Source organism: Roseibium sp. HPY-6 (assembly GCF_040530035.1).
GTDB lineage: Bacteria > Pseudomonadota > Alphaproteobacteria > Rhizobiales > Stappiaceae > Roseibium.
Genome location: NZ_JBEWCD010000001.1, coordinates 2,376,427 through 2,387,744 on the forward strand (window position 1 = coordinate 2,376,427; position 11,318 = coordinate 2,387,744).

Consider the following 11,318-nt stretch of genomic DNA (forward strand, 5'->3'; position numbering starts at 1 on the left):
GCTGCAAAGGCATTCATTCGGCGGCCTCCTGAAGTCCCTTGCCGGCGTCGTGGGCTTCCATATCCCGGATCTCGACAGTCGCCTCGATCGCCCCTTTACGGCCGTCTTCGAACGTCACTTCGGTGCGCACATGTTTCGACGTCGATCCGTCGTAAAGTGCCTCGATCAGGGGCGCGTAGCGATCCGCAATGAAGGAACGCCGCACTTTTTGCGTACGCGTCAGTTCGCCGTCGTCGGCATCCAGTTCCTTATGCAGGATCAGGAAACGCTTGATCTGGGCACCGGCCATCATCGGTTCGCTCGAAAGATCCCGGTTGACCTGGTCGACATGGCTTTCGACCATCGCATAGACGTCAGGATGCGCCGCCAGTTCCTGGTAGGACGCGTAATTGACGTTGTTTCGCTCCGCCCAGGAACCGACTGCTGTCAGATCGATATTGAGAAAGACCGCGACCATGTCACGCTCGTGACCGAAAGCGACCGCTTCCTTGATGTTGGGGAAGAACTTCAGCTTGTTTTCGATATATTTCGGCGCAAACAAGGACCCGTCATTCAGTTTGCCGACGTCCTTGGCGCGGTCGATGATCTTCAGGTGGCCGTTGTCGGCGATGATCCCGGCATCGCCCGTATGCACCCAACCGTCGCTGGTCTTGGTCTTTTCCGTTGCTTCGTCGTTCTTGAAGTAACCGACAAAGACGCCCGGCGAGCGATACATGACCTCGCCGCTGTCGGCGATCTTGAGTTCAACATCAGGTGCCGGCTTGCCGACCGTGTCGCCGAAGATCTCGCCGTCCGGCTGAAGCGTGATATAAACGCTGGCTTCGGTCTGACCGTAAAGCTGTTTCAGGTTGAGACCGAGCGCGCGATAGAATCGGAATATTTCCGGGCCGATTGCTTCCCCGGCGGTGTAGCCGACCTTCATGCGGGTCAGGCCCATCCGATTCTTGAGCGGTCCGTAGACCAGGAATTCGCCAAGCCTGTAGAGAACGCGATCCCCGAACGCGACCTCTTCTCCGTTCAGGATCTTTTCACCCACCTTGCGGGCGATATTCATGAAAAAATCGAACATCGCGCGCTTGGTTTTGCCCGCGTCCTCCATGCGCACCATGATCTGGGTGAGCATGTTTTCAAAGACGCGCGGCGGTGCGAAGAAATAGGTCGGTGCGATTTCCCGGCGGTCGACGTCGATCGTGTCCATGCCTTCCGGGCAATTGACGCAGTATCCCGCCGTGAAGGCCTGCGCGAGCGAGAACACATGATCGCCGATCCACGCCATCGGCAGATAGGCAAGCACTTCTTCGGTTTCGTCCAGATGATCGAAAACGTTGGCATTGCGCGCGGAAACAGCAAGATTATCGAAAGACAACATCACGCCTTTCGGACGGCCTGTTGTCCCCGACGTGTAGAGCATCACGGCAATGTCCGAACCCTTGCCACCGGAGAACCCGTCCGACCATTGTGCGGCAAGAGCAGCGTCATTTGCCTGGAGCTGCCGCCCCTTCTCCTGGACCGTTTCATAGCCGTGAAGATGCGTATGATCGTAGTCACGAAGCCCGCGCACCTCGTCGTATATGATGTTGGTAAGGGTCGGCACTTCGTCGGACATCGACAGCAGCTTGTCGACCTGTTCCTGATCCTCAACAACCGCGAACTTCACTTCCGCATGGCCGAGGACATAGGCCATCTCTTCGGCCACGGAGTCCGAATAAACCGGGACCGGCACCGCACCGAGTGCCTGTGCGGCAACCATCGCCCAGTACAGGCGGGGACGGTTCGCCCCAACGATGGCAACCTTGTCACCAGCACCAAGTCCGAGAGATTTCAGTCCGATTGAAAAAGCACGGATTTCCTCACACACCTCGGACCAGGTCCAGCTTTGCCAGATCCCGAAATCCTTTTCCCGGAAGGCTGTCCGGGCCCCGAAAACCTTTGCATTGTGCAAAAGGATCTTCGGAAAGGTGTCTTCACCGTGCGACGAAGCGCTGGCCGACCCTACCATTACTCGTTTCTTCCCCTTGGATCGTCCGCAGCAGCCTTCAGGCTTATCTGGAACGGTCCTTTTTCTGTTTAGCCGAAGCACTCGTAAAAGTAGCACATCGGTCCGGAAGGCGCCCCTTTGCGGGGTCGTTCATTCTCAGGATATGAAACAAGCTGCCGGGCAAAGCTTCAACAGGTAATTTGTCGAACGATGGCCCAAGACTCATTTCAAAATCCGTTGTTTGGGACGTTAGCCACGCCGATTTGCAGCAATATGATCCAATTATTTCGAAATGTTGCATTCGCGCTGCACATGCGAAACGACCGGGAAAGAGGCGCAGAAACCGGGGAGTTTTTCCTCAAAGACGCAACAAAATCATCATCAGAGTTTTGCTGCCGTGCTCTTGCGCACCACCAGCCAGGGCTCCAGTTGCACGCTTTCCTGATCCGGATGGCCGCCTTCAAGAAGTTTGACCAGAAGTTTCGCGGCCTGTTCGCCCACAGCCCTGCGTGGCTGATGAACCGAAGTCAGAGGCGGCACGAAATGTCCGGAAATGTCGATGTCATCGAAGCCGACCAGGGACACTTCATCGGGAACACGAACGCCTGCTTCGTTCAAGGTGGAGATAAAACCGAAAGCGCTTCGATCGCTTGCGCAGAAGACGGCCGTCGGCCGGTCCGCGAGATCGAGCCAGGCCCTGGCGGCCCTTTCGCCTGCATTCAGCGTGTAATCCCCCTGAAAAACCCACGCACTGTCCGGATCAAGTCCGCCTTCAGCCAAAGCCGCCTGAAAGCCCTCAAGCCGGTCTCTCCCCGGTTTGTGGGTCAAGAGCCCGGTGACGTGGCCGATATTGGTGTGCCCGTGCTCCAGGAGATGCGTCACGGCCAGCCGAGCACCCATGAGATTGTCGACTACGGCAATCGGAACAGCGGGATCGTCGCTCCATTCACCACAGGTCACGATCGGGGGCATCTTCGGGTTTATTGATCTGATCTCGGAGATTGAGAGATGCCCATCGAGAATGACGATCCCGTCGCAATTGTTCTTGCTTAGGACATCGCTGATTCTGGGACGCGACATCGACGGCTTACGCGTATCGGCAATAAGAACCTTCAGGTTCTTGCCGGCACAGACGGTTTCAATACCTTGGAGAATATTGGAAAAGTGAGAGTTTCCGATGTCGGGGACCAATGCGACGATCGTGCCCGTGTCCCGGCGCCTCAGATTCCGAGCCGCGTGGTTGAGCACATAGCCGGTTTCTTCAACAGCCCTGCTGACTTTGTCGCGCGTCTTTTTCGAAACCCGCTCAGGTGATGACAACGCCCGGCTGACAGTTGCCGTGGAAACTTTCGCCGCACGCGCGACGTCCTGTACAGTTGGGTTTGTCTTTTTGGGTTCCGATTTGGTCATTATCGGTATTTAGCCGATTACGAACTGAAATCGCTACGTAATCTTCAATTTCGCCTCAGAAATGCACAACCCGCTGATCAGCCACCGGGATCGGCCTTTGGGAAACAATTGCGAACGGTCTCAGTCAATAAAGCCAAGATATTGTTCCATCTGCGTGCAGCCGCGCTGCATATGGGCCTCAATTTCTGTCAGCATCAGATCGAGATCGTCGCCGAGTGCGAGTTGAAGGTAGCGCTGATGAGCGTCCTCGATCGGTGCTTTTCTACCATGCGCGCGCTGATGCTCGGCCAGATAAAGCTGCATGCGGCCAGCGATGCGATGCCAGCTTTCCAGGAGAAGCTTGTGCCCGCACGCCTCATAGACAAGTGAATGAAACCGGACTTCCGCCCCGCTTGATGCCACGTGATCATCAAGGCCCAATGTCTCCATAAGAGCCTTGTGCCTTGCCTCAAGCTCCTTGGTGAACGCCTCGTCCCGGCGCGCCCAGACTTCACGAAATGCAAGTGTTTCGAGCGCCGTTCTCAAGGAATAGATCTCCCGGACATCCTCCGGCGACAGCTTCAGAACGCGAGTGCCGGTGTAGGGTATGGTTTCGATCAGGCCTTCCGCAGCGATCTGTCCCATGGCTTCCCTCAAGGGGCCCCTGCTCACACCGAAGCGGGCCGCAAGGTCGGATTCGGTAATCTGGCTGCCCGATTCGATTTCACCGCTGATGATCGCGCGCCGCAGATTGGCGGCAATCTGGTTGCTGAATGTCTCGCGCTTGATGGGCTTGACCCGGTTTTGCGACATCAGTTGCGGTTCGTTCATGGTCATGTGCACTTGTTCGTTCTGCTAACGCATCTCGTTCAGGAAGAAACTTATAGCCGGTTCTACCGCAAGACCCAGTCCTTGTACGCTTTTTCGGCTTCCAGCGTGACGGCCCCTGGCGCGCCGCTTCCTATGATGCGCCCATCGATGCGCACCACCGGCGTTACTCCGCCAAGTGTTCCTGTAATGAAGGCTTCATCCGCCGAATAGGCCTCCGCGAGGGTGAAATCCTTTTCGTGCACGACGTTGCCGGTGTTGCGCCAGCTGTCAATCACTGCTTTTTGGGTCAAGCCCTTGAAAGAAAAGGATCCAGTCGAGGTCCAAAGCTCACGGCCTTTCACGACAAAGAAATTTGTCGAATTGCAGCTCGCAACAAACCCGCGCGGATCAAGCATCAGCGCTTCGTCTGCGCCGGCATTGATCGCCTGGATCAGCGCCTGGATCAGATTCAGCCGGCTGTGAGAATTCAGCCGAAGATCAAACACGTCCGGTCCGCTTGTCCGGAAGGTTGACGTGAAAAGTGAGAGACCCTTTGACTTGGTATCAGGACGGGGTGCCTTGTATTCGGCAACAATTACAACGGTCGCCTTTCCGATGACAAACCGCGGATCCTGGTTCGGTGTGCTTTTCAGGCCGCGCGAGACCATCAGCCGGATATGCACGCCGTCGTCCATGCCGTTCACTTCCAGCGTTTGGCGGATGGCGTCCTTCAGATCCTCACGGCTCTGGCCGATATCGAGTGCAATGGAATTTGCCCCCTCAAACATGCGATCCAGATGCGCATCCAGTTGCAGAATGCGCCCGTTGACAACGCGCAGGCCCTCCCAAACGCCATCGCCCAGGACAAACCCGCTGTCGAACACCGAAACACTGGCCTCTTGACGCGGCACAAGCCGGCCGTTGACATAGACCAGAACCTGTTCATTCCGCGGATCTGCGACATAGCTTTGCGCACTTGCAGAGTTGTTCATTGTTTTTGATCTCCAAAGGGCCGCTAGAACTGAAAGCGCCGGTGTTCCGCGAGAAACTGTTGAGTGATGGGGCGCTGCGGATTTTTCAGAACTTCATCCGGTGTGCCGCTTTCGTAAATGCCGCCTTCGGCAAGGAAGAGTATCCGCGTCGCGAAATGGTAGGCAAAGCCGATTTCGTGGGTCACGAGCAGCATCGTGCGGCCTTCGTTTGCGAGTTGCTCGATCACCCCGAGCACTTCACCAACCAGCGCCGGATCGAGCGCGGATGTCGGCTCGTCGAACAAGAGGATTTCAGGGTCCATGGCCAGCGCCCGCGCGATAGCGACCCGCTGCTTCTGCCCACCGGATAGGCGCGAGGGAAAGGAATCGGCCTTGTCCGCGAGCCCGACGCGCCTGAGTTCCGCGACGGCCCGTTCATGCGCTTTTTGCGACGGGACGCCGCGAACGGTCTTCAAACCCTCGGCAACATTGCCCGCCACCGTCATGTGCGGAAACAGATTGAATTGCTGAAACACCATGCCGACGCGCTGGCGAAGGGTGCACAGTTCGCGTTCCGAAAACCGCATGTCGCCCGAACGCGACAGCTCGCCGACAGGATCGCCGTCGATCTCGAGCCGTCCCTCGCTCGGCGTTTCAAGCACGTTGATACAGCGCAGCAGCGTGCTCTTGCCGGATCCGGAAGCACCTAAAATGGCAATGCGGTCGCCCGCCATGACGTCAAGATCAACATCCGAAAACACGTTAAGGGAACCGAAATGTTTGCCGAAACCGGACAGTCTGAGAACAGGTGCGTTCACGTTCAGTCACTCCGTGCAAGGTGACGCTCGAGCGCGTAGGTCAGACGCACGATCGGATAAAGGATGATGAGGAAGATCGCCGCGATGACGGTGTAAACCTCGAGCGGATTGAAACTGAGCGACGCAATCAGCTTGCCCTGCTGCAAAAGCTCGACATAGGCGACGACGGACGCCAGGGTTGTCATCTTGAAAATCTCGACGCCTCTGTTCGTCAAAGCCGGGATGATGCGTCTGATGGCTTGCGGCAGGATCACCCGGCGCAGGGTCTGAAGCCCGTTCATGCCGATCGCCTTCGCAGCTTCCCACTGGCCGGGCTCGATGGATTGGATGCCGCCGCGATAGATTTCCGCCGAGTAGGCAGCAGAGTTCAGCGAAATCCCGAGAATAGCAGCGAGAAAGGGCCCGATCTCGATCGGCACGATGATCGGCAGCGCGTAATAGAACCAGAGTATTTGCACCAGAACCGGCGTATTCCGGAAAAACTCCACGAAAGCGGTCGACAGCCAGCGAATGAGCCGGTTTTGCGAGCGTCTCCCAAGAGCGATGATGAGCCCAAGCCCCATGCCGAGCACGAGACAGACAACGAACAGCCTCAGTGTCCCGGCTGCGCCGATGGCAAGCGCCCACCAGTTGTCGAAGACGTCCTGGAAGTTCCAGATGTAGTTCATGGGGTGAATTCACCGCTTTTTGCAAAGCGGCGCTCCATGCGCGATGCGAGGAAACTGATGAAGGAAATCGATACGAAGTAAATCAGCGCAACGACGGTGAACACTTCGAGTGGCCTGAACGTCTTCTGGGCAAGCTCATTTGCCTGGAACAGCAGATCGGCATAGGAAACCGTTGCCACCAGCGTCGTCGTTTTCATCAGTTCGATGGAACGCTCCATCATGGACGGGAACATGCGCTTCACCGCCTGGGGCAGGATGACCCTGCGCATACACTGATTGTAAGTCATGCCGATGGCTTTGGCCGCTTCCCACTGGCCTCTTTCAATCGAGACGATGCCGGCACGGAAGATCTCGGCAAAGAAGGCCCCGCTCTGGATCATGAAAGTCAGCGAGGCGGCCAGGAATGGCGTCATCTCGATCGAAAGAACGATCGGCAGGCCGAAATAGAACCAGAACAACTGCACGAGGGGTGGCGTCGTGCGGAACACTTCAATGACAATCCCCGCAGGCACCGTCAGCCAGCGCCTGTGCGACAGCCGCGCAAACGCGAGCAGCAATCCAACAACCAACCCGCCTGAAAGTGCCGTTGCTGTCAGAATGAGCGTGTTACGGAAGCCGACCAGCAGAAAGCCGCCTTCCGCAAGCACCGGTGAAAAGTCCCACTCGTACATGACCTGACCAGGTGCCTCAGAGGAGTTCCTTGATGATTGGCGGCGCGGATTTCGGATCGAGACCGAAACCGGTCAGAAAGTCCTCATACCAGGTCTGGATCTTGCCGGACTGGTAATAGTCCGTGAGCTGGGCATCAACGAATTCGACAAACTCGGTGTCGTCTTTGCGGACAGCTGCGCTGGTCGGGTTGGATTTGACGGGAGACGGCACCACGATCTTGCCTCTTCCGAGTTTCTGGCGCGCAGCGATCAAGGGGGGATGGAACAGGCACACGGCATCAACGCGCCCGGACTGGAACGCGGCAATCGCCTCCGTATTGCCTGGGAACCGCTGGATGTCCGCATTGCCGACGTTTTCGGTCAGGAACTTGTCCATGCTCGTTGCCTGAGGGACGGCGATCCTGATCTCCGGCTTGTTGAGGTCTTCCCATGAAGTGACCGGCACATCGTCCTTTGCAAGGACGGCGAGCGAATAATAGAGCAGCGGAGAAGCCGGGAAACTCGCAGCCTTCTTACGCTCGTCCGTTGCGTCCAGCACGAACATGACGTCGATCTTGTTGCTTTGAAGCGCTGCGACCGCGGTTCCCCATGTGACTTCGACAGGTTCGAATTCGACACCAAGAGCTTCTGCCATGGCCTTGCCGGCGGATACGCCTACGCCGGATGCCCATTGGCCTGTCGCGGGATCTTTTGAATACCACGGTGGTGCCTGCGTTACCCCTACGCGAAGCTTTCCACGCGCCTTGATGTCTTCCAGCGATCCCGCGGCGAGAACAGGTGTCACACTTGCGATCAATGTCGAAGCGACTGTGGCTCCGGTTAATGTCAGAACTGTACGACGGTTCACTTTCATATCCTGGTTCCCCTCTTTCTGAAGCCGCGCCGCGTTTGGTGCGCTCGTGTCAGGATATAAAAATCGCCTTATTGTAGATTGTCAACAATTTACAAAAATACATCTCAGCGCTTTGGATCACTGAAGCGGTCCATCGTCCTTGCGGGCTCGTGACGTATGAATGCTAGAGAGTTCAAATGAATGGGAAAACAGCTGTGTGCTGCCGGAGTTGAAAAAACACCCACCTCGGGTACGCATGGTCGCTCGAAGATCCCATGCGCTCGCGCAAATCACCCGATTGCAAAAACCGTTACTTGCGATCCGTCGCGATCGCTTGCAGCACGTCTTGTTCGCTCATTTGAAACCGGTCGGTCTGATCGCGATCAATATGCTGCCCGTCGACCCACACATAGTCATCGAAGGTCTCGCAGTTCTGCACCCAGAATTCATGGTAGAGCTTCGGCGCATGTCCCCAGGCGCCACGGTGAGCTATGTGGTCGCGCCAGCTTTTGAGATCTTCACGTGTCTTGAAGCGGATGATCCCGATCCGGTCACCATCGTCAGCTTTATAGTATTTGAGCGAGATGAAGCCGGGCATGGCCGCAACGGCTTTGGCCATATCGTCACTCAGACGCTGGTGAAGATCCCGGTCGATGTCGTCCCTGTACGTCACGCCGAAAATGCAGATGACCATATCGCCTCCCTCGCCGTCCCTTTGAAAAGACAGCCCTCACAACGGTTGGGATAGTATTGCAGAACAGGGACTGAACCTTCTCTCAGACCGACCGCAAGCGTCACGCAAACGTCTGTCTTCGGCGCACGCAAACGTCAGCAGCCCAAATCTGTACCCGCCCGTTTCATCTCAACGGCGCGCTTCAAAAACGCTTCGATCCCGCCTTCGGAGATATGCTTGGCCTTCGATTTGGAAAAACGGATGCAACCCTTGCCGACACTCAACCCATTGAGCAGAGCGCCGTCCGGGTCGATCTTTGCCGCATCGCCGACATAAAGGCTCACATACTGCTTCTGCGCATTAAGGTGACAAATGAAATCGTCATCAAGCGTATAGCCCAGCATCTTGTAATGGACGCATTCCTTGATCTCGGGGTCGCTGGCGAGGATGAGTTCACGCAGCGCCAGAAGACCTTGCCGACGCCAGTCGTCGTCGAGCTGTCTCAGGTAGTCTTGTGGATCGCTTGCTTCGTACTGCATTGTCCTCCTCCTCATTCGAACCGGATACCGTTCAAATAAGCCATTCTGAGGACACCAAATACAATCGGCCTGCAATTTCTGATAGCTGGTCCGGCAGAACAGTCTCCGTGGTATGTTTTTTAAGTAACTTTATTTTTTGCCAGGAGAGTGCGCGATGACCGGCGCCAGAACTGTGCGAAACAGGATTTCAAAATCGAAGCGCAAGAAAAACAAGCCCGAAGGGGCGCAAAAGAAGTCCGGCACACCTTACAAGAACCTGATCATTACCTCCGTGATTACCATTCTGATCGGCGCCGTCTTCGGTGATCTGATCGTTAAGAAGAACATTCAGACCTACAACGCGGAACACGCGGCATTTGTTTCCAGTCCGATGAACGGCGACGAGGCCTTTTCAGCTGCCCGGGCCGTCTATGACACGAGGCTTCGCGAGCGGCGGCGGCAAACCCAGCGCATCATCAAATATATTGCCGATGACAGTGTGTCCGCTTTCAATGAGTTCTATACCGTCTACGGTGCAGCGCTTACCGACTGGAACAACAACCACGATGCCATGGCCCGTGAGATCCTTGATGCCACAAGGTGTGAGGCAAGATTTCCACGCAGCGCCGAAGCCGCACGCAAAGAGGCCATCGCTCCGCATTTCGATCTGTTTGTCGGCCTTGCCGGCTTCCAACCGTATCTGGATGCACAGCCCGGCAAAGCGGAAAGAGCCCGCGCAAACTTCCTGAAGGAAGCAAGGTTCTGTCCGACCTATTTCCTGACCAAGTCGTCCGGCCATTCGGTGCACAGCGTGTTCGCGTCCATGCACAAGAGGATCTATAACTACAGGGAACACGACTATACGGAATGCCGCATGCGGCACCGGCGCAATATCCAGATCTACTATCAGTCCTGTTTGCGTGAGGAAACACCAACGCTTCAAACCGAATGCATGCGCCGGTTTGACCGGAACATCGAGGCCGGCTCGTTCTGCGAGAAGGGAAACTTCGACATCGACGACTTCAAGGTCCGGGATGTCGAATTCAACGAACTCGATTTTTATTGGGGGATAGGCGACCGGTTCTTCAAAACATTCCGCAAGGATTTTATCCTGGACTACTGCGAGGCTCAGATCGGTTTTTGGGGCAACGCTCTTGGCTGGAACTGTGATGTGATCGTCGATGCTTATTTGAAGAAGGTCTGATGAGCTGACTGCAGATCTGCTTATCGGGTCGGAAAAAATGAAGCACGTGCAATATGATTTGGGTTTTCTGGAGCAGCGGAACCGGATATCCAGCTCGAAATCGACTTTCAAAGGAACCAGCTCAAATATGCTGCGCCTGGGCCGCGTCTACTCAGCCGTCTTGTTCGATATGGATGGAACCCTTCTGGACTCCAGGACCGTCGTCGAACGCGTTTTGACAAACTGGGCCGCTGCCAATGACGTTGACCCGGTTGCCTTGCTTGTTGTTTCACATGGGCGAAGAACGATCGATACGCTGCGCGACTTTGCAAAAGCCGGGAGCGATTGCGAAGCCGAGGCCGCCAAAATCGAAAAGGCGGAAACTGACGATGTCGAGGGTATCGTCGCAATCCCAGGGGCGGTTGACCTGGTGAACCGGTTGCCATCCGGACGTTGGGCTATCGTGACCTCCGCAGGCCGCAACCTGGCCATCCGCCGCCTGACGGCTGCCGGCTTGCCTATCCCGGAAGTGCTGGTAACCGCCGAAGATATCGAAAGCGGAAAACCGGATCCCGAAGGTTATCGTCTAGCTGCTGAAAGGCTCGGAACGGACCCGGAAAATTGCCTCGTCTTCGAAGATGCAGCTGCAGGTATTCAGGCGGGCCTTAACGCAGGAAGCGACGTCGTTGCAATAGGCTTTGCCAGTCCGGATGACGCACAACCTGATTGTCCGGTGGTTGCGGATTTTCACGCAATTGAATTCAGATTGAGCTGACTTCGCAACCGAATTTGGGTTTTTCTGACGCT

12 protein-coding genes are annotated in these 11,318 nt (G+C 56.2%); 2 read left to right on the forward strand and 10 right to left on the reverse strand.

Annotated features, from left to right (window positions below):
* Positions 1 to 13: 13 nt before the first annotated feature.
* From ABVF61_RS11030 to ABVF61_RS11075, 10 genes are all read right to left on the reverse strand, one after another.
* Positions 14 to 1,999, reverse strand: a complete 1,986-nt coding sequence (locus tag ABVF61_RS11030; protein WP_353993555.1) for an AMP-dependent synthetase/ligase — start codon at positions 1,997 to 1,999, stop codon at positions 14 to 16.
* Between the two features lie 360 nt (positions 2,000 to 2,359).
* Positions 2,360 to 3,388 (reverse strand): LacI family DNA-binding transcriptional regulator, encoded by a 1,029-nt coding sequence (locus ABVF61_RS11035; RefSeq protein ID WP_353993556.1) that lies wholly within the window; start codon positions 3,386 to 3,388, stop codon positions 2,360 to 2,362.
* A gap of 120 nt (positions 3,389 to 3,508) precedes the next feature.
* Entirely contained in the window at positions 3,509 to 4,198 is a 690-nt protein-coding gene (locus ABVF61_RS11040) for a GntR family transcriptional regulator (protein WP_353993557.1), read from the reverse strand.
* A 62-nt stretch (positions 4,199 to 4,260) separates the two neighbouring features.
* Positions 4,261 to 5,169 carry an aminotransferase class IV gene (locus ABVF61_RS11045; RefSeq protein ID WP_353993558.1) on the reverse strand — a complete coding sequence of 303 codons (909 nt, stop codon included), beginning with the start codon at positions 5,167 to 5,169 and terminating at the stop codon, positions 4,261 to 4,263.
* A 23-nt stretch (positions 5,170 to 5,192) separates the two neighbouring features.
* Positions 5,193 to 5,966 (reverse strand): amino acid ABC transporter ATP-binding protein, encoded by a 774-nt coding sequence (locus ABVF61_RS11050; protein ID WP_353993559.1) that lies wholly within the window; start codon positions 5,964 to 5,966, stop codon positions 5,193 to 5,195.
* 2 nt (positions 5,967 to 5,968) lie between these two features.
* Positions 5,969 to 6,634: an amino acid ABC transporter permease gene (locus ABVF61_RS11055; protein WP_353993560.1), complete on the reverse strand. Its 666-nt coding sequence runs from the start codon at positions 6,632 to 6,634 to the stop codon at positions 5,969 to 5,971.
* Complete coding sequence (locus ABVF61_RS11060) at positions 6,631 to 7,305, reverse strand: amino acid ABC transporter permease (RefSeq protein ID WP_353993561.1); 675 nt, start codon at positions 7,303 to 7,305, stop codon at positions 6,631 to 6,633. The genes ABVF61_RS11055 and ABVF61_RS11060 overlap by 4 nt, the downstream gene beginning before the upstream one ends.
* 16 nt (positions 7,306 to 7,321) lie before the next feature.
* Positions 7,322 to 8,152, reverse strand: coding sequence for a transporter substrate-binding domain-containing protein (locus ABVF61_RS11065; RefSeq protein WP_353993562.1), 831 nt, complete (start codon positions 8,150 to 8,152; stop codon positions 7,322 to 7,324).
* 295 nt (positions 8,153 to 8,447) lie between these two features.
* The gene (locus ABVF61_RS11070; protein ID WP_353993563.1) at positions 8,448 to 8,831 is read right to left on the reverse strand and encodes an antibiotic biosynthesis monooxygenase family protein; all 384 of its coding nucleotides are present in this window, start codon (positions 8,829 to 8,831) and stop codon (positions 8,448 to 8,450) included.
* Positions 8,832 to 8,965: 134 nt separating this feature from the next.
* Positions 8,966 to 9,349 (reverse strand): iron chaperone, encoded by a 384-nt coding sequence (locus ABVF61_RS11075; RefSeq protein ID WP_353993564.1) that lies wholly within the window; start codon positions 9,347 to 9,349, stop codon positions 8,966 to 8,968.
* Between the two features lie 154 nt (positions 9,350 to 9,503).
* Here ABVF61_RS11075 and ABVF61_RS11080 point away from each other — a divergent pair, with 154 nt between their 5' ends.
* Both ABVF61_RS11080 and ABVF61_RS11085 read left to right on the forward strand, forming a co-directional pair.
* Positions 9,504 to 10,532, forward strand: coding sequence for a hypothetical protein (locus ABVF61_RS11080; RefSeq protein WP_353993565.1), 1,029 nt, complete (start codon positions 9,504 to 9,506; stop codon positions 10,530 to 10,532).
* 37 nt (positions 10,533 to 10,569) lie between these two features.
* The gene (locus ABVF61_RS11085) at positions 10,570 to 11,286 is read left to right on the forward strand and encodes an HAD family hydrolase (protein WP_353993566.1); all 717 of its coding nucleotides are present in this window, start codon (positions 10,570 to 10,572) and stop codon (positions 11,284 to 11,286) included.
* Positions 11,287 to 11,318: the final 32 nt, after the last annotated feature.

Bases quoted from the DNA above. Each gene is read 5' to 3' on its own strand.
- ABVF61_RS11030 (WP_353993555.1), bottom strand. From the start codon at position 1,999: ATGGTAGGGTCGGCCAGCGCTTCGTCGCACGGTGAAGACACCTTTCCG.
- ABVF61_RS11035 (WP_353993556.1), bottom strand. From the start codon at position 3,388: ATGACCAAATCGGAACCCAAAAAGACAAACCCAACTGTACAGGACGTC.
- ABVF61_RS11040 (WP_353993557.1), bottom strand. From the start codon at position 4,198: ATGAACGAACCGCAACTGATGTCGCAAAACCGGGTCAAGCCCATCAAG.
- ABVF61_RS11045 (WP_353993558.1), bottom strand. From the start codon at position 5,169: ATGAACAACTCTGCAAGTGCGCAAAGCTATGTCGCAGATCCGCGGAAT.
- ABVF61_RS11055 (WP_353993560.1), bottom strand. From the start codon at position 6,634: ATGAACTACATCTGGAACTTCCAGGACGTCTTCGACAACTGGTGGGCG.
- ABVF61_RS11060 (WP_353993561.1), bottom strand. From the start codon at position 7,305: ATGTACGAGTGGGACTTTTCACCGGTGCTTGCGGAAGGCGGCTTTCTG.
- ABVF61_RS11070 (WP_353993563.1), bottom strand. From the start codon at position 8,831: ATGGTCATCTGCATTTTCGGCGTGACGTACAGGGACGACATCGACCGG.
- ABVF61_RS11075 (WP_353993564.1), bottom strand. From the start codon at position 9,349: ATGCAGTACGAAGCAAGCGATCCACAAGACTACCTGAGACAGCTCGAC.
- ABVF61_RS11080 (WP_353993565.1), top strand. From the start codon at position 9,504: ATGACCGGCGCCAGAACTGTGCGAAACAGGATTTCAAAATCGAAGCGC.
- ABVF61_RS11085 (WP_353993566.1), top strand. From the start codon at position 10,570: ATGAAGCACGTGCAATATGATTTGGGTTTTCTGGAGCAGCGGAACCGG.